Source organism: Prescottella equi (genome assembly GCF_002094305.1).
GTDB lineage: Bacteria > Actinomycetota > Actinomycetes > Mycobacteriales > Mycobacteriaceae > Prescottella > Prescottella equi.
Genome location: NZ_LWTX01000013.1, coordinates 31,284 through 47,678, shown reverse-complemented (window position 1 = coordinate 47,678; position 16,395 = coordinate 31,284). Strand labels below are relative to the sequence as shown.

The 16,395-nt window shown below is 69.7% G+C and carries 16 protein-coding genes; 1 reads left to right on the top strand and 15 read right to left on the bottom strand.

Annotated elements, in window-relative coordinates; translation table 11 throughout:
* Positions 1-109: 109 nt before the first annotated feature.
* From A6I89_RS22615 to A6I89_RS22560, 12 genes are all read right to left on the bottom strand, one after another.
* Positions 110-922 carry a type III pantothenate kinase gene (locus tag A6I89_RS22615; protein ID WP_022593959.1) on the bottom strand — a complete coding sequence of 271 codons (813 nt, stop codon included), beginning with the start codon at positions 920-922 and terminating at the stop codon, positions 110-112.
* Positions 923-926: 4 nt separating this feature from the next.
* Entirely contained in the window at positions 927-1,349 is a 423-nt protein-coding gene (panD, locus tag A6I89_RS22610) for an aspartate 1-decarboxylase (protein ID WP_005515735.1), read from the bottom strand.
* A gap of 32 nt (positions 1,350-1,381) precedes the next feature.
* Complete coding sequence (panC, locus tag A6I89_RS22605; protein ID WP_022593958.1) at positions 1,382-2,326, bottom strand: pantoate--beta-alanine ligase; 945 nt, start codon at positions 2,324-2,326, stop codon at positions 1,382-1,384.
* Positions 2,323-3,249, bottom strand: coding sequence for a Rossmann-like and DUF2520 domain-containing protein (locus A6I89_RS22600; RefSeq protein ID WP_005515738.1), 927 nt, complete (start codon positions 3,247-3,249; stop codon positions 2,323-2,325). The genes panC and A6I89_RS22600 overlap by 4 nt, the downstream gene beginning before the upstream one ends.
* A 134-nt stretch (positions 3,250-3,383) precedes the next feature.
* Positions 3,384-4,358, bottom strand: coding sequence for a DUF6779 domain-containing protein (locus tag A6I89_RS22595; protein WP_044990436.1), 975 nt, complete (start codon positions 4,356-4,358; stop codon positions 3,384-3,386).
* A gap of 93 nt (positions 4,359-4,451) precedes the next feature.
* Complete coding sequence (locus A6I89_RS22590; protein WP_005515741.1) at positions 4,452-4,919, bottom strand: DUF3180 domain-containing protein; 468 nt, start codon at positions 4,917-4,919, stop codon at positions 4,452-4,454.
* A 5-nt stretch (positions 4,920-4,924) separates the two neighbouring features.
* The gene (folK, locus tag A6I89_RS22585; RefSeq protein ID WP_022593953.1) at positions 4,925-5,431 is read right to left on the bottom strand and encodes a 2-amino-4-hydroxy-6-hydroxymethyldihydropteridine diphosphokinase; all 507 of its coding nucleotides are present in this window, start codon (positions 5,429-5,431) and stop codon (positions 4,925-4,927) included.
* Positions 5,428-5,847 carry a dihydroneopterin aldolase gene (gene folB, locus A6I89_RS22580; protein ID WP_022593951.1) on the bottom strand — a complete coding sequence of 140 codons (420 nt, stop codon included), beginning with the start codon at positions 5,845-5,847 and terminating at the stop codon, positions 5,428-5,430. Before folB ends, folK begins: the two co-directional genes overlap by 4 nt.
* Before the next feature lie 25 nt (positions 5,848-5,872).
* Positions 5,873-6,682: a dihydropteroate synthase gene (folP, locus tag A6I89_RS22575; RefSeq protein ID WP_044990435.1), complete on the bottom strand. Its 810-nt coding sequence runs from the start codon at positions 6,680-6,682 to the stop codon at positions 5,873-5,875.
* A gap of 32 nt (positions 6,683-6,714) precedes the next feature.
* A complete protein-coding gene (gene folE / locus A6I89_RS22570) occupies positions 6,715-7,332 on the bottom strand; it encodes a GTP cyclohydrolase I FolE (RefSeq protein ID WP_005515748.1) in 618 nt (205 codons plus the stop codon).
* An 84-nt stretch (positions 7,333-7,416) separates the two neighbouring features.
* Positions 7,417-9,750: an ATP-dependent zinc metalloprotease FtsH gene (gene ftsH / locus A6I89_RS22565; RefSeq protein ID WP_005515749.1), complete on the bottom strand. Its 2,334-nt coding sequence runs from the start codon at positions 9,748-9,750 to the stop codon at positions 7,417-7,419.
* Between the two features lie 261 nt (positions 9,751-10,011).
* Positions 10,012-11,364 carry an amidase gene (locus A6I89_RS22560; RefSeq protein WP_022593947.1) on the bottom strand — a complete coding sequence of 451 codons (1,353 nt, stop codon included), beginning with the start codon at positions 11,362-11,364 and terminating at the stop codon, positions 10,012-10,014.
* A gap of 99 nt (positions 11,365-11,463) precedes the next feature.
* Between A6I89_RS22560 and A6I89_RS22555 the strand changes: the two genes are divergently transcribed.
* Positions 11,464-13,803: a serine/threonine-protein kinase gene (locus A6I89_RS22555; RefSeq protein ID WP_022593946.1), complete on the top strand. Its 2,340-nt coding sequence runs from the start codon at positions 11,464-11,466 to the stop codon at positions 13,801-13,803.
* Here the strand turns inward: A6I89_RS22555 and hpt are convergent.
* The 3 genes from hpt to A6I89_RS22540 are packed head-to-tail and all read right to left on the bottom strand — an operon-like array spanning position 13,764 to position 16,366.
* Positions 13,764-14,318 (bottom strand): hypoxanthine phosphoribosyltransferase, encoded by a 555-nt coding sequence (gene hpt, locus A6I89_RS22550; RefSeq protein WP_005515752.1) that lies wholly within the window; start codon positions 14,316-14,318, stop codon positions 13,764-13,766. The two genes, A6I89_RS22555 and hpt, sit on opposite strands and share 40 nt — an antisense overlap.
* Before the next feature lie 12 nt (positions 14,319-14,330).
* The gene (gene tilS / locus A6I89_RS22545) at positions 14,331-15,320 is read right to left on the bottom strand and encodes a tRNA lysidine(34) synthetase TilS (RefSeq protein WP_232244886.1); all 990 of its coding nucleotides are present in this window, start codon (positions 15,318-15,320) and stop codon (positions 14,331-14,333) included.
* A complete protein-coding gene (locus A6I89_RS22540; RefSeq protein ID WP_005515757.1) occupies positions 15,317-16,366 on the bottom strand; it encodes a zinc-dependent metalloprotease in 1,050 nt (349 codons plus the stop codon). The genes tilS and A6I89_RS22540 overlap by 4 nt, the downstream gene beginning before the upstream one ends.
* Between the last annotated feature and the right edge of the window lie 29 nt (positions 16,367-16,395).

The window sequence follows — 16,395 nt, the reverse complement described above, 5'->3', positions numbered from 1 at the left end:
AGCCTCGACAACACTCCTGGGCGCTCATGCAACGGAACATGTCGAACAGTGTGACACAACATCGCCGACAGGGAAACCCCGAACACGCGTGGCGACGCGCAACTTCGCCTCAGATCTCGCTGCGACGCGCTCCACGACGCGCGAGATTGCGCTCGTACACCAGACGCAGACCCTCGAGCGTCAGCTCGGGCTCGTGGTGTTCGACGGTCTCGCACTCCGGCATGATCAACGGCGCACTGTCACCGGTCGCGATGACGGCGACGTCCGCGCCACCGAATGCCGTGAGCTCCGCGCGAACTCGGCGCACCAGACCGTCGACCAGGCCGGCGAATCCGAACACGGCGCCGGACTGCATCGCTTCCACGGTGTTCTTCCCGACCACCGATCGGGGGCGGATCAGTTCGACCTTGCGCAGCGCCGCCGACTGCGACGCCAGCGCATCCGTGGAGATCTCGAGGCCCGGCGCGATGGCGCCACCGAGGAACTCCCCCTTCGCCGATACGACGTCGATGCACGTCGACGTCCCGAAGTCCACGACGATGCACGCACCGTCGTAGAAATGATGCGCCGCAAGACTGTTGACAATTCGGTCGGCCCCGACCTCCTTGGGGTTGTCGACCAGCAACGGCACCCCCGTGCGCACCCCGGGCTCCACCACGACGTGCGGTACGTGGTCCCAGTAGCGGCCCAGCATCACCCGGATCTCCCGCAGCACCGACGGCACGGTCGACAGCGCCGACACACCGGTGACCTGTTCGGCGTTCGCACCCAGCAGGCCCCGGAACTTGAGCGCCAACTCGTCGGCGGTCATCCGCGGATCGGTGCGCATCCGCCAGTCCTGCACCAGCTTCGAGTGCGAGCCGCTGCCGGTGAACAGCCCGAGAACGATGTTGGTGTTCCGGACGTCGACGGTGAGGAGCACCGTCCTACACCAGACTGGAGAGCATCCGGGGCGTGATCAGACCGGAACCCTCGGGCGCGTGCGCGGGGTCCGAGCCGAGCTCGACCGGCTTGTTGTCGCCGTCCACGAACACGACGCGCGGCGCGTACTCGCGGACCTCGTCCTCGTTCATCACGCCGTAGGCGATGAGGATGACGAGGTCGCCCGGGTTCACCAGATGCGCTGCGGCACCGTTGATCCCGATGACACCCGAGCCGCGCTCGCCGGTGATCACGTAGGTCTCGAGGCGGGCGCCGTTGTCGATGTCGACGATCGTCACCTGCTCACCCTCGAGCAGGTCGGCCGCCTCCATCAGATCCTGGTCGACGGTCACCGAACCCACGTAGTGCAGGTCGGCGTGCGTGACCGTCGCCCGGTGGATCTTCGACTTCATCATGGTGCGCAACATGTTCGGCCCTTCGGTGTGTCTGTGGGAGGAGGTCAGTAGATGTCCGCGACGGCCGGGTCGCCCGGCTGGGTGTCGCGCTCGAGGAACCCGGTGCCGACTGCGACACCGACGTTGTCGATCAGCCGGGTGGTGCCGATACGGGCGGCGACCAGCAGACGACCGTCACCGCGCTCCGGGGCCGGCCCGAGATCGACGCCGCGAACCTCGAGGTAGTCCACCTCGATCGCGGGGACGGCGTCGAGCACGGCACGGGCGGTGCCGAGGATCGCCCCCGCACCACCGGCCGCGGAGTGGGCGCCCGCGACGAGCGCCGCCGACAGCGTGGTGGCCAGCTGCCGCTGGTCGGCGTCGAGGTAGCGGTTGCGCGACGACAGCGCCAGGCCGTCCTGTTCGCGCACCGTCGGCACCCCGACGATCCGGACGTCGAAGTTGAGGTCGCGGACCATCTGCCGGATGAGCGTCAGTTGCTGGTAATCCTTCTCACCGAAGAACGCGGCGTTGGGCGCAGCGATCTGCAGCAGCTTCGCGACGACGGTGAGCATGCCGGCGAAGTGCGTCGGACGGCTCCCGCCCTCGAGTTCGGCACCCAGCGGACCCGGCTGCACCGTGGTCCGCGGCCCGTCCGGGTACATCGCGGAGGCGGTGGGCGCGAACACCAACTCGACGCCCTCGGCACGCAGTAGTTCCAGATCCGCGTCGAGGGTGCGCGGGTAGGCGTCGAGGTCCTCGCCCGCGCCGAACTGCAGCGGATTCACGAAGATCGACACGACCACGACAGCACCGGTCAGCTTCGCCTGTCGGACCAGCTCGATGTGCCCGGCGTGCAGGGCGCCCATCGTCGGCACGAGAGCGACCTGACGGCCGACACCGCGCAGCGCCTTCGACACCCGCGTCAGGATCGCGGGGTCGTGGTGCACGGTCAGTTCGCCGCGCTTGTATCCGCCCTGCAGTGCAGAAGCTTCGGTCACAGTGCTCACCTTCGGTCCTCGAGTACTTCCATCAGTTCGGGCTTGGATCCCGTGCGTTGCGCGGTCCGCCGCGACAGGGCGCGATAGCCGGCGGCCAGTTGCGGGTCGACGCCCTCGAGAACCTCGAGATGCTTCGCGACTGCTGCCGCGTCTCCCCGGGCGACGGGGCCGGTCAACGCGGACTGTCCACGCCGCAGGGCGTTGTCCAGCGCCGCCGAGAGCAGCGGCTGCAGCACCCGCTCGGGCAGCCCGTTGGGATCGGAGCCGACCAGTTCCTGGCCGAGCAGTTCCTGCCCCTCGAGCGCCACACGCAGCGCATCCACGGCGTCGACGACCAGCGTCACCAGGTGGTTGCTGCCGTGCGCGAGCGCGGCGTGGTACAGCGGGCGGACGTCCTCCCGGACCCGGACGGGTTCACCGCCGATCTCGAGCACGAGCGACTGGCCGATCGCGTAGCCGATGTCGTCGGCGGCGGTGATGCCGAAGCAGGCGTCGGACAGCCGTGCGGTGTCCTCGGCATGGCCGGTGAACGTCATCGCGGGATGGATCGCCAGCGGGACGACGCCCTGCGCGGTGAGCGGTTCGAGAATACCGATGCCGTTGGCGCCGGAGGTGTGCACGACGATGGTGCCGGGGCGTACCGATTCGGTCGCGGCGAGACCCTTGATCAGTCCCGCGAGTTCGTCGTCGGGAACCGCGAGGACCAACAGCTCCGCGCGGGCCGCGACCTCGGGAACGGGAAGGATCTCGCTGTCCGGCAGTCGCGTCTCGGCACGGTGGACGGAAGCGTCGGACACCGCGGAACAGGCGACGACCAGATGACCGACTCGCTCCAATGCGGAGCCTACGGCTGTGCCGACCCGACCCGCGGAGACGATTCCGACCGTCAATCGCGCAGGCGCAGGCCCATTGGTGATCCCGAAAGAGGTCACACTTGTCCTCTCGTTCGTTCCAGTCCCGCACGGCGGGTACCAGACGTCCTGCGGAGAGGATAGCGCCGCGCGAAGAGGCGCCGCCACGGGCTACAGACGTGATCTACAGCTCACTCGCGTGCGACGCAGAACGGTTACTCTGCCCGCCGGCGCCGGCGCGGCGCGCTCTCGCTCGATTCCGCGGACTTCATGTTGGCCATGATCTCGGCGACCGAGAGTCCGCTCGAGTGCGCACCCGCGGGCTCGGCGTCCTCGGACAGGCGGCGCGAGCGTCGCGAGGTGGGACGTGCGGAGTCGTCGAGCTCGGACTGCGACTCCGGCTCCGGCTCCGGCTCCGGCTCGGGTTCCGGCTTCCGCTCCTGCACGGGGTTCGGTTCGGGCTCAGGTTCGGGCGCGGGATGCGGTTCGGGCGCGGGCTGCGGCTGGGTCTTCTCGGCCTTCTCGACCTTCTCCGCCTCGTCGTCCACAGCCTCGACATCGAGGGGTTCGGGCTGCACGACCGTCGTCTCGGCCGTCATCGGCTCGTCGTACGGGGTCGCGAAGGACGGTCCCCGCGGGGCCGGAGGCTGGTTGTCGTTACGTGCCGGCTTCTCCGCCCCGGGAACGAACAGTCCCGACGCGGCGGGCTGGTAGCCGCCGGCGATTTCCTGGACGCGCATCGACTCCGCGCGCAGTGCCACGCGGTCTTCGGGCAGGCGGCCGTCGAACAGGACCTCGAGGTTCTTGCGCAGCGCCGCGAGTTCCTCGCGCAGCGCAGCGATGGTCTCGGCCTCGGCGCCCAGTTCTCCGCGAACCCGCACCTCGACACCGAGTTCGTATTCGCGGCGTGCGGTGATCTCGCGCTCGAGCTGCAGTTCGTACACCTTCTGCAGGTCGCGAACCTTGGCCTTGTCGAGCGCGGACTCACGGCGGTACTTCGTCATCGCGATGGCACCGAGCGTGGCGGCCCACAGCGCGACGACCAGCCCCACGCGCAGGAGCTGGACACTTTCACTGAAAATCAAGAGGAGCGACGCGACCACGGCGAGCACGACGAGGCCGGCGACGATCATCTGGCTCGCACTACGCCGATTACGGCGTACTTGCTTGGCGCGACCGGGAACCGTCATGCGATCAGGGTAGCCGGACCGGGAGAGTTCCCAGCTCCGGACACAACGGTGGCAACAATCCGTTATGCCCGTTTGATCCGAGGTGTGTGCCGCTCAATGCGCCGGCTCGTCGGGGTGGTCGTCGGGCGTGCGGCAGCAGTGCTCGAGCCACAGTGCGGCAGCCACCAGCAAAACGGCCGCAATCAATCCGACGATGACGCCCGAACTGTCGGACACGGCCGCCCGCAGGTGCGACCTCTGTGGCCACAGGAACACCAGAAACCCTGCCCAGACACCCGCGCTCGCCGCTCCGACCAGTGCGGATGCCTTCGCGAGCGCGACCGCCCGGGCCGCGGTGATCGGGTGCAGCTGCCTCGGCCCGTCACCGATCGCGTGCTCGCGCACACGTGAGCGGACGACGAAAGCGAGAATCGTCTCGATGAGCGCAACCGGGTACAGCGACGCCCCGGCATAGACCGGGATCGGGGGAAGCGAGCCGTACGCGACCCGCAGCAGAAGCCACGTCGCCACTGCCGCGAGCAGCGACAGTGACAACAGGTCCCAGATCCGGGTCGGCTTCATCACAGTTACCGTAGTTCCAGTCGCTGCGTCGTCCGCCGAACTCCGTCCCTTTCACTCGCGTCCAATTGCGCGAGCAGCTCGTCCACCCGCACGTCCACCCCGTCGACGTCGAGCGTCGCATCGGGTTCGACGGCGAGCCACGGCACGAGGACGAAGGCACGCTCGTGTGCCCGCGGGTGCGGCAGTGTCAGTTCCGGGTCGTCGCTGCGGATGCCGTCGCACGTGACGACGTCGACGTCGAGGGTGCGGGGGCCCCACCGTTGCTCGCGGACACGATCGGCCGAGGCCTCGAGTTCCTGCCCGCGCCGCAGCCAGCCGTGGGCATCGGTGCCGGGGTCGTCGACCACGACGATCGCGTTCAGGAAGTCCTGCTGCTCGATGCCGCCCCACGGGGCCGTCGCGTACACCGGGGAGACCGCGACCACGTGTTCCCGGAGACCGTCGACCACACCTTGCAGGTGGGCGAGGCTGTCACCGATGTTGGATCCGATGGACAGGACGGCCCGGCTCATCGGCGGATCCCGGCGCCGGCGCGCGAGCGGGTCGCCACGACCGCGACGTCGGCGAAGGTCAGCGGGATCGGGGCGGACGGCTTGTGCAGCACCACCTCGACGCCGCGAACGCGGTCGTCACGCATGACGTCGTCGGCGATCTCGGCGGCGACCGTCTCGATCAGATCCCGCGCCGGGCCACCCACGATCGCGGCGGCGCGCTGCGCCAGGTCGCCGTAGTCGAAGGTGTCCTGGAGATCGTCCGACGCCGCCGCGGGAGCGAGGTCCATCCACAGCGTCACATCGACGTAGAAGTCCTGACCGTCCCGCTTCTCGTGGTCGAACACCCCGTGGTTGCCGCGGACCTTCAGTCCCCGCAACTCGATGCGATCACCCGAGACTTCCGGGACATCCGGGCCACTACCGCCACCGCTCACCGCCACCTCCTGGCACAAACGAGAATCAACTCTGGGCACCTCGCGCCCACGCCGACGCCACCGCGATCGCATCGAGCGAGGCCTGCGCGTCGTGCACCCGTACGCCCCACGCGCCGTGCATCGCGGCGAGCGCCGAGATCACCGCGGTGGCCGTCTCCCGCCCCGACGGCGGCCGCACCACCCCGTCGGCGTCGGCGAGCAGCGATCCCAGAAAACGTTTGCGTGACGCCCCGATCAACACCGGGAAGCCGAGTTCGACGAATTCCGGAAGCGCGTGCAGCAACTGCCAGTTGTGGTCGGGGTCCTTGACGAAGCCGAGACCGGGATCCAGCACCAGCGCCGACGGATCCACCCCCGCCGCGATCGCCGCGTCCACCTGGACCATCAGCTCGTCGCGGACGTCGCGCACCACGTCGTCGTAGTGGGTCGAGCCGCCGGCATGCACGAACTCGCCCGCGGGCCGCCAATGCATCAGCACCCAGGGCACCCCGGCGTCGGCGACGACGCGGGCCATGTCGGAGTCGGCACGCCCACCCGAGACGTCGTTGACGATGGTGACGCCCGCCTCGATCGCAGCCTGCGCAACCGAAGCCCGCATGGTGTCGACGCTGACGGTCACACCCTCGTCCACCAGAGCCGCGACGACCGGGGCCACGCGCTCCGCTTCGATCTTCGGATCGACGCGGGCGGCACCCGGCCTGGTGGACTCGCCACCGACGTCGACGATGTCCACACCGAGCCGGTGCAGGTGCACACCGTGCGCGACGGCCGCGTCCCGATCGAGGAACTGCCCACCGTCGGAGAAGGAATCGGCGGTGACGTTGAGGACGCCCATCACGACGGGGCGGCCGGGGCGCGGTAAGGCGATCACTTGCGCAGGATCAGATCCAGCGCCTCGGCACGCGAAGCAGAGTTCGACTGGAACAGTCCCCGCACCGCCGACGTCGTCGTGCTGGCGCCGGGCTTGCGGATGCCCCGCATGGCCATGCACAGGTGCTCGGCCTCGACGACGACGATGGCGCCACGCGGAGCGAGCTTGGCCATCAACGCGTCGGCGATCTGGCTGGTGAGCCGTTCCTGCACCTGCGGACGCTTGGCGTACAGATCGACCAACCGGGCGAGCTTCGACAGGCCGGTCACGCGACCCTCCGGACCCGGGATGTAGCCGACGTGGGCGACACCGTGGAACGACACCAGGTGGTGCTCGCACGTGGAGTACATGGGGATGTCGCGGACGAGGACCAGCTCCTGGTGTCCCTCGTCGAAGGTCGTGTTCAGGACGTCGTCGGGGTTGGTGTACAGACCCGCGAAGACCTCGCGGTACGCGCGTGCGACGCGCGCCGGGGTGTCCAGCAGACCCGGGCGGTCGGGGTCCTCACCGACCGCGAGCAGCAACTCGCGAACAGCCGCTTCCGCGCGCGCCTGATCGAAAGGCCTCCCAGTGGCGAGGGCGACCGACTCGCTCCCCAGCTGATTCACCGACAACCGACCGCACCTCCAGTATCGGGGCTGACTGCCCTGGCCCACCCAGGTAGGAGTGCGCCAGGGCCAAGCCTAGTTGCGAGCCGACTACTGCGAGCCGCTCGGCCCCTCCCATGCCTGCGTCCGAGCATCGTCATCAGACCGTCCGGTCCCTTCAGTCCCAGGTCGGGCACCCTGGGCGCCCGGCTGCGGATTCGGGGGCTCCCACTGCGGGTACTGCTGCCAGCCACCGTGCTGAGGCCGATTCCGGCTGTCGGCGCCTTCCTTCGGCGGCCAACCCGGCGCCGACCAGCCGGCCGGGGCACCGTAGTCGGGCATCGTGCCGTGCGGCGGCTGCTGCGCCTGAGGCTGGCCCGGCGGGTAGGACTGCTCGGGCCGTGGCGCCCGGTTCGGATCCGTCGCGTCGTGCCCGTTCACCGGAGCCGTCGACTCCCGGTGCGCGAACGCGGGCTGCGGGATCGCCTGCGTGGGCTCGGCAACCGGCGGCCACGTCTCGCCCCGCTCGACGGCGAGCTCGCGCGGCGTCTTGATCGGCGGCTTGTCCGACGGCGTGCGCTCGCCGAACACGTTGAACGCCGTGATCCGGGGACGCTTCTCGACGGACGTGAAGATCTCTTCCAGATCCTTGCGCGTGAGCGTCTCGCGCTCGAGCAGTTCGCGCGCCAGGATGTCGAGGACGTCGCGGTACTCGTTGAGGATGGACCACGCCTCGGTGTGCGCCGCCTCGATCAGGTTGCGCACCTCCTCGTCGATCTCGCGGGCCACCTCGTGCGAGTAGTCGGAGTTCATGCCCATCGAGCGACCCAGGAACGGATCGCCCTGCTCCTGGCCGTACCGCACCGCACCCAGCTTGGCGCTCATGCCGTACTCGGTGACCATCGCACGGGCGATCTTGGTGGCCTGGTCGATGTCGGACGACGCACCCGTCGTGGGCTCGTGGAACACGAGTTCCTCGGCGGCGCGTCCGCCCATCGCCATCACCAGGCGGGCGATCATCTCGGACCGCGTCATCAGACCCTTGTCGTCCTCGGGCACCGTCATGGCGTGACCGCCGGTGCGCCCGCGAGCCAGGATCGTCACCTTGTAGATGGGCTCGATGTCCGGCATCGCCCAGGCGGCGAGTGTGTGGCCGCCCTCGTGGTACGCGGTGATCTTCTTCTCGTGCTCGGAGATGATCCGGCTCTTGCGGCGCGGGCCGCCGATCACGCGGTCGACGGACTCCTCGAGCGCCGCCTCGGTGATCACGGTGCCGTTCTCGCGGGCCGTCAGCAGGGCCGCCTCGTTGATGACGTTCGCCAGGTCGGCGCCGGACATGCCGACGGTGCGCTTGGCGAGGCCCTCGAGGTCGGCATCCTGCGCGATCGGCTTGCCCTGCGAATGCACCTTCAGGATCGCGCGGCGGCCCGCCAGGTCTGGGGCGCCGACCGGGATCTGCCGGTCGAAGCGGCCCGGGCGCAGCAGGGCCGGATCGAGGATGTCGGGGCGGTTGGTCGCGGCGATCAGGATGATGCCCTGGCGGTCACCGAAACCGTCCATCTCGACGAGCAGTTGGTTGAGGGTCTGCTCACGCTCATCGTGTCCGCCGCCCAGTCCGGCGCCACGCTGGCGGCCGACGGCGTCGATCTCGTCGACGAAGATGATGCAGGGGCTGTTCTGCTTGGCCTGCTCGAACAGGTCGCGCACGCGGGATGCGCCGACACCGACGAACATCTCGACGAAGTCCGAACCGGAGATCGTGAAGAACGGCACGCCGGCCTCGCCCGCGACGGCGCGCGCCAGCAGCGTCTTGCCGGTGCCGGGGGGCCCGTACAGCAGCACACCCTTGGGGATCTTGGCGCCGAGCGCCTGGTAGCGCGCGGGGTTCTGCAGGAAGTCCTTGATCTCGTACAGCTCTTCGACCGCCTCGTCGGCGCCCGCGACGTCCGCGAACGTCGTCTTCGGCATGTCCTTCGACAGCTGCTTGGCCTTCGATTTGCCGAAGCCCATCATTCCGCCGCGCCCGCCGCCCTGCATGCGGTTCATGACGAAGAAGAAGATGCCGAGCAGGATGATCATCGGCAGCACGAACAGCAGGATCGACGTCAGCCAGCTCTCCTGCGTCACGCTGGTGTTGTACTGCTCCGCCCCGGACCCGGCGACCTTGTCGAACACTTGCTCGGAGGCGGCACTCGGGTACTTCGCGATGATCTCGGTCTTGCCGTCGGTGGCGTCGTCGCCGTTCTTGAGCCACAGGCGCACCTGCTGTTCACGGTCGTCGATCTGCGCCTTGTCGACGTTCTTGGCGTCGAGTTGGGCGATCGCCACGGAGGTGTCGACCGATTTGAAGCCGCGCGTGTCGTTACCGAAGTAGCTGAAGGCGTAGATCACCAACAGGACGCCGGCGACTATCGCCAGGTTGCGGAACACAGTCTTGCGGTTCATACAGGTTCGGCCACGGCGGCCGGTCCTTTCGGTAGTGCGGGCTACGCTCGTGCAGGTTCACGGGTCATCAGTCCGGCGTACCGGACAAATCAACTCCCGGCTGTCCGGACATCTCAGATTACCGCGAACGATGATGCTCGATGCCTGGTAGCAGCCATCCACTCCGAGAAGTGGGGTCATTGCGTTCAACGCACGACGGTGCCGTCCTGGTTCCCGGCCGGAGCCGATCGGGGGCCGTGGCCATCCGTTTCGTGCCGCATCTCACACACCGGGGTGCCGCGACCATCCCTGACGACGCTCGATTTCGGCGGCCACCGCGAGAATCTGCGACTCGCCTCCGGGAGGCGCGGCGATCTGCACGGCGAGCGGTGTTCCCGACCCGCTGTGCATGCCGACCGGAACACTCGCGGCCGGCCAGCCGAGGACGTTCCAGAGCGCACTGAACGGGGCATATCGTACATTTGCGACTACGTTGGCCGCCCACGACTTCTCACTCCACTCGATGGCGGGCAGCGGTGGCTGCGCGAGGGAGGGCGTCAGGACCACGTCGTGCTCGTCGAAGAACCGGCGCATCCGCGCCTCCAGGCGCTCCACCTGAGAGGGGCGGACCAGGCCCGCCCTCTCCACCACGCGTCCGATCGCGACGTGGCGTCGGGTCCGCCGCTGCAGCAACGCCGGGTCCAACTCGGCGGCATCCGCCGCGGTGCCGGCGAACCAGCGGGCGAACGCCGCGGTCATGTTCGGCGGATACGGCACCTTCGTGCCGACGGTGTGGTGACCGCCAGCGCCCAGCAGCGCCGCCGTCGCCTCCACACCCCGGGCCCATTCACCGTCCAACCGCACGATCGGCGACGGCGTGTTGGTCGCGACCCCGATTCGCAGCGGCCGCGGTGCGGGCACCTGCGCCAGGTCCGGCCGATCGGCGAGCACCGCGAGCATCAGGGCCGCGTCCTGGACGGTCGACGCGATGGGGCCGTTCTCCGACATCCCGAACCACGAGTGCACACCGAGTTCGGCCGGGACGAGTCCCCGGCCCGGCTTGAAACCGAAGACGCCGCACGCGGCGGACGGAATCCGGATCGATCCCATCCCGTCGGCGGCGAGCGCTATCGGCACCATCGCGTCGGCGACGGCCGCGGCCGAGCCACCCGACGATCCGCCCGGCACGAGCGCCGGATTCCAGGGATTGCGGGTGATCCGCCCCGGGGAGTCGACGGCGCCCCACACGCACAGTTCGGGGACCGCGGTCAGCCCCACGGGGATCGCCCCGGCCGCCCGCAGCCGCGCGACGGTGGGGTGATCGTGGGCCGAGGGCATCGGGCTGGTGGCCACCGAGCCGTCCCGCATCGGTTCGCCGGCCACCTCCACGTTGTCCTTGATCGCGACGGGCACTCCCGCGAGCGGCAGATCGGAGAGATCCTCGCGTTCGGTCAGCCTGCGCGCCTCGGTGAGCGCGCGGTCCCGCATCACCCGTACGAAGGCGTTGATCCGGGGGTCCCGTTGCTCGATCCGGCCTAGCGCATCCTCGACGGCGGCGACGGGCGACAGCTCACCCGCGCGGACCCGGGCTGCGATCGACGTGGCGGTGAACTCCTCGACCAGATGATCTCGCACCTGCCGAGTATCCGTCCGTCGGCGATAAGATTTCGAGTACCCCGAGGGGTGAGTTGTACCCACCCTTCTGCACTCCCCATCTTCGGACGGTGACGAGTGATGGACGGTTCAGTCGAATCGACCGCCGGCGCCACGAGAGCCGCGGCGTCGACGGTCACCGGTGTTCAGCCGGCCGAACCCGGAACCCGGACGGTGTCGTTCCTGGCCGATGTCGTGGCCCGCTTCGCGTCCGCATGGGAAGCACCCGGCGACGGCACTCCGCCGGACCTGGAGTACTTCCTCCCCGGCGGTCTGCCGGTGGGCGACGCCCTGCGCCGGGCGGCGCTGGTCGAGCTGATCAAGGTGGATCTCGAGTACCGGTTGCTGCGCGCCGACCGACCGAGATCGCTGGCGTCGTACTGCGAGGAGTTCCCCGAACTGCGGTCGAAGCCGCTGCCCCCCGACCTCATCTACGAGGACTTCCACCTGCGCCGGCGCGGCGGGCACACCGTCGACGTCGCGGAGTACGCACGGGAATTCCCGGAGCACGCCGACCGGTTGACGGACGTGCTCGACGGCGCCGGCGACTACCGCAGCACCCTCGTCGCGCAGCCGGGCGCGCAGCATGCGCTCGACCAGGTGGAGGTCGGCGACCACATCGACGACTTCGACCTGCTGACCGGGCTCGGCCGCGGATCGTTCGCCCGGGTCTTCCTGGCCCGGCAGCGGTCGATGCAGCGGCTGGTAGCGGTGAAGATCTCCCACGACCACGGCACCGAACCGCAGACACTGGCCCAGCTCGACCACGACTACATCGTGCGGGTGTTCGACCAACGCCAACTGGCCGACCGCGAGCTGAAGCTGCTGTACATGCAGTACGTCCCGGGTGGCACCCTGCTGGACGTGCTGCGCCGGGTGCGCGAGCACCCGCCCGGGCATCCCCGGACGGGACGGTTGCTGCTCGAGTCGATCGACGCCGTCCTCGAGCGCAAGGGCGAGATCCGGCCGTCGGATTCGAGCGTGCGCGACGAGATCGCCACGCTGACGTGGCCCGAGACGGTGGCGTGGCTGGGCCGACGCCTCGCCGACGCGCTCGACTACGCCGACCAGCACGGCGTGCTGCACCGCGACATCAAACCCGCGAACGTGTTGTTGACGTCGGAGGGCGTGCCCAAGCTCGCGGACTTCAACATCAGTTTCAGCGATCGCGTGGCGGGCACCAGCCCGGTCGCGTATTTCGGCGGCTCGCTGGCCTACATGTCCCCCGAGCAGCTCGAGGCCTGCCACCCGGAGATGCCCGGATCGGCGGCCGATCTGGACGCGCGCAGCGACATCTACGCGCTCGGGGTGATGCTGTGGGAGCTGCTCACCGGGCGGCGTCCGTTCGCGGACGAGAGCGGCGCAGGCGAGTCGGCGACCTCCCTCGAGCGGATGCTCGGGCTGCGCCGCCGCGAGATCGACCCACAGTTCCGCGACGAGCTGCCCGACGACTGTCCGGCCGCGCTGCGCCGCGTCCTGCTCACGTGCCTCGCCCCCGATCCCGACGGTCGATGGGCCACCGGGGCCGAGCTGGCGCAGCAGTTCGACCTGTGCCTCGACGCACGCGCCCGCGACCTCGTCGACCCGCCCCCGACCAGCTGGCGGTACCGGCTGCGGCCGTGGATGATCCCGATCGTCGCGTTGGGCGCGGGAGTCCCGAACGCGCTGGCGGCGATGTACAACTACCACCACAACCAGACGCTGATCATCAGCGAACTGTCCGCGGAGGCGCAGCAACGGTTCGTCGAGGTCTCGCGGGTGATCAACAGCGTGCTGTTCCCGCTCGGGTTCGTACTGATCGTCTACTTCTGCCGCTACGTCATCTCCGTGCCCCGTGGTCTGCGCAAGGGCCGCACCTACGACGCCGCCACCCTCGCCCGCGCCCGCGCCGACACGCTGCTGATGGGCGACCGGATCGTCGCCGTGGTGTTCGCGCTGTGGCTGGTGGCGGGCATCGTGTTCCCGGTGTCGCTGCAGATCGCGGCCGGCAGCATCCCGCAGGGCGCGTACGTGCACTTCCTGGGATCCCAGATCGTGTGCGGCGCGATCGCCGTCGCGTACCCGTTCTTCCTGGTCACATTCTACGCCGTGCGCTGCCTGTACCCGTCACTGCTGCCGCACGGCATCACCAGCAGCAGCGACGAGCGGCGACTCCGCGGACTGGACCGGCGCAGCACCATGTACCTGGCGGTGGCCGCGTCGGTGCCGCTGGTCGGGGTGGCCGGGGTGACGTTCCTGTCCCCCGACGAGATCTCCGTCGTGATCTATGCCGTCCGGGTGCTGTGCGTGGGCGGCGTCATCGCGTTCGTCCTCGTGTACTGGCTGTTCCGCCTGCTCGAGGAGGATCTGCGGGCACTCGAACGCGTCGTGTCCCAGGGGACCTATCCGCCGTACACCTTGGGGTCGAGGGTGCCGATGTAGGGCAGGTCGCGGTAGCGCTCGGCGTAGTCGAGGCCGTATCCGACGACGAACTCGTTGGGGATGTCGAAGCCCACGTGCGCGACGTCGACGTCGACCTTGCACGCCTCGGGCTTGCGCAGCAGTGTGACGACCTCGAGCGACGCCGGGTTGCGCGTGCGGAGGTTGCGCATCAGCCACGACAGCGTCAGTCCGGAGTCGATGATGTCCTCGACGATCAGCACGTGCCGGCCGGCGATGTCCTTGTCGAGATCCTTGAGGATCCGCACCACGCCGGACGACGACGTCGACGAGCCGTACGAGCTGACGGCCATGAACTCCATCTGGGTGGGGATCGGCAGGGCCCGCGCGAAGTCGGTCATGAAGAAGATCGCGCCTTTGAGGACACCCACGAGCAGCAGGTCGTCCTGCATCGATTCGTCGGCGTAGCGCGCGGCGACGGCCTCGGCCAGTTCGGCTGTGCGCTCCTCGATCTGCTCCTCGGAGATCAGTACCGATGCGATGTCGCCCTCGTACACGGAGCATTCCCTTCAGTCGTTCACGAACCCCGCGGACAGCCTGCCACGCCGCCGGGATGCAACCAACCTGACTCCCGTTCTCCCGCCGCCGAGCGCGACGCCGCCCTGCCCGCGCCAGCGGCCGACGAGGGCGTCGACGGCACGTAACTGCTTGTCCGTCAATGCCTTCGCTCCCAGGTCGAGGAGCCACAGCCGCAGGACGCGGCGCCGCACGGCGACCGGAACGTCGACCAGGTACTCGATCACGAGGTCATTTCCGTCACGTGCGGACGCGACGGCCCGTTCGGCGAGTGTGTCGAGGACCTCGCCGTCCTCGCGGAGGTGTTCGGCGGTCCGGGCGAGCGCCTCGGCGACACCGCCGCCGAGGGCGTCCTCGAGCAGCGGCAGCACCTCGGTGCGCAATCGGACCCGGGTGAACGCCGGGTCCGCGTTGTGCGGATCCTCGTGCGCGACCAGGCCCAGCTCGGCGCACGCCCGACGGGTGACGTCGCGGCGCACCCTCAACAGCGGGCGACCCCACGGCGCGTCGTAGCCGGCCATCCCGCGGATCGACCGGCCACCGGAGCCGCGAGCGAGGCCCAGCAGCACGGTCTCGGCCTGGTCGTCGAGGGTGTGGCCGAGCAGTACCGGGCGCCCGGCGCGCGCGGCGTCGAGGGCTGCGTAGCGGGCAGCGCGGGCGGCGGCCTCGAGCCCCCCGGGTCCGGTGACGTCGACGGGCACGACGTCGGCGCCGGCGCAACCGAACTCGAGTGCGCGGGCGGCCGCGGCGGCGGCGACCTCGGCGGACCCGTCCTGCAGGCGATGGTCGACGACGACGGCCCGCACCGACGGTGCCTCGGCGACCGCGGCCGCCGTGAGCGCCAGCGAGTCCGCGCCGCCGGAGAGCGCCACGACGACACCTCCCGCCGGGTGGTGCCGGGCCAGCCAGGCACGCACCGCGTGCCTGACCTCGAGAATCGCGGGCTCCTCCGGGAGCAGCGGCGGCGAGGACGGTGCGCTCACCCGAGGACCCGGGCGATCCACGCGTCCGGATCGTCGACCTCGGCGGTGACGGGCAGCGCGTCGGGGCCGGACCAGATCGCGTTGAACTCGTCCATCCCGACCTTGGCGACGACGGTGTCGACGAACACCTTGCCGCGCACGTACTGCGCCATCTTGGCGTCGATCCCGAGCAGCGCACGGACGACGCGCTGGACGGGGTTGCTCTTGCGGTGACGGCGCGCGTCGAACGCCTTGCGGATGCGGACCACCGACGGCACGACGTCGGGTCCGACGGCGTCCATCACGTGGTCGGCGTGGCCCTCGAGCACCGTGCCGAGCATCAGCATCCGGTCCAGCGCCTGCCGCTGCGGCTCGGCCTGTGTCGCGCGCAGCAGTCCGACGATGCCGCGCTGATCCGGGGGCAGGTCGTCGCGGCGGCGTTCGCGCAGCGCACCCGCGAGCCGGGTGACCATCTCGGTCATCGGTTCGTCGGCGGCCTCGCCGAGCGTGGCGACGGACCGGCGCATGTAGTCGCCCATCCACGGCGCCGACGAGAACTGGACCCGGTGCGTGACCTCGTGCAGGCACACCCACAGCCGGAAGTCGCTGGGCGGAACCCGCAGCGTGCGCTCCACCTGCAACACGTTGGGGGCGACGAGGAGCAGTGCGCCGTGCTCACCGGTGAACGGGTCGTACTGGCCGAGGATGGCCGACGAAAGGAACGCCAGCATCGCCCCGGCCTGGAGTCCGCCGGGTTTGCCGGCCAGCAGCGTCTTCTGCCCGGCCTCGAGATCGGAACCGGTGAGCTGTGCCATCGACTGCGCGGCGGCGCGGATCCAGCCGGCCCGATCGAGGACCTGAGCCTCGGGGATCGGCAGCCCGTCGGCGAGCCTCGTGACGTCGCGGACCGGTCCTTCGGCGCGGATCGACGCCTGCGCGAGTTCGGCGACGACGCTCTCCGCGGTGTAGCGGGACGTGGCCGGTCCGGCCGGGGCCAGGCGGGCACCGGCGCGCGCGGCGACACCCCAGTCCACTGCGTTCGCGAATCCGTGCTCGGGCTCCGTCACCTCTCGACCCACTTCCGGTTGCTACCTGC

Coding starts and splice junctions, on each gene's coding strand:
- folK (WP_022593953.1), bottom strand. CDS start 5,431: ATGAGCCGGGCCGTCCTGTCCATCGGATCCAACATCGGTGACAGCCTC.
- panD (WP_005515735.1), bottom strand. CDS start 1,349: ATGTTGCGCACCATGATGAAGTCGAAGATCCACCGGGCGACGGTCACG.
- A6I89_RS22590 (WP_005515741.1), bottom strand. CDS start 4,919: ATGAAGCCGACCCGGATCTGGGACCTGTTGTCACTGTCGCTGCTCGCG.
- A6I89_RS22555 (WP_022593946.1), top strand. CDS start 11,464: ATGGACGGTTCAGTCGAATCGACCGCCGGCGCCACGAGAGCCGCGGCG.
- ftsH (WP_005515749.1), bottom strand. CDS start 9,750: ATGAACCGCAAGACTGTGTTCCGCAACCTGGCGATAGTCGCCGGCGTC.
- A6I89_RS22595 (WP_044990436.1), bottom strand. CDS start 4,358: ATGACGGTTCCCGGTCGCGCCAAGCAAGTACGCCGTAATCGGCGTAGT.
- folP (WP_044990435.1), bottom strand. CDS start 6,682: ATGGGCGTCCTCAACGTCACCGCCGATTCCTTCTCCGACGGTGGGCAG.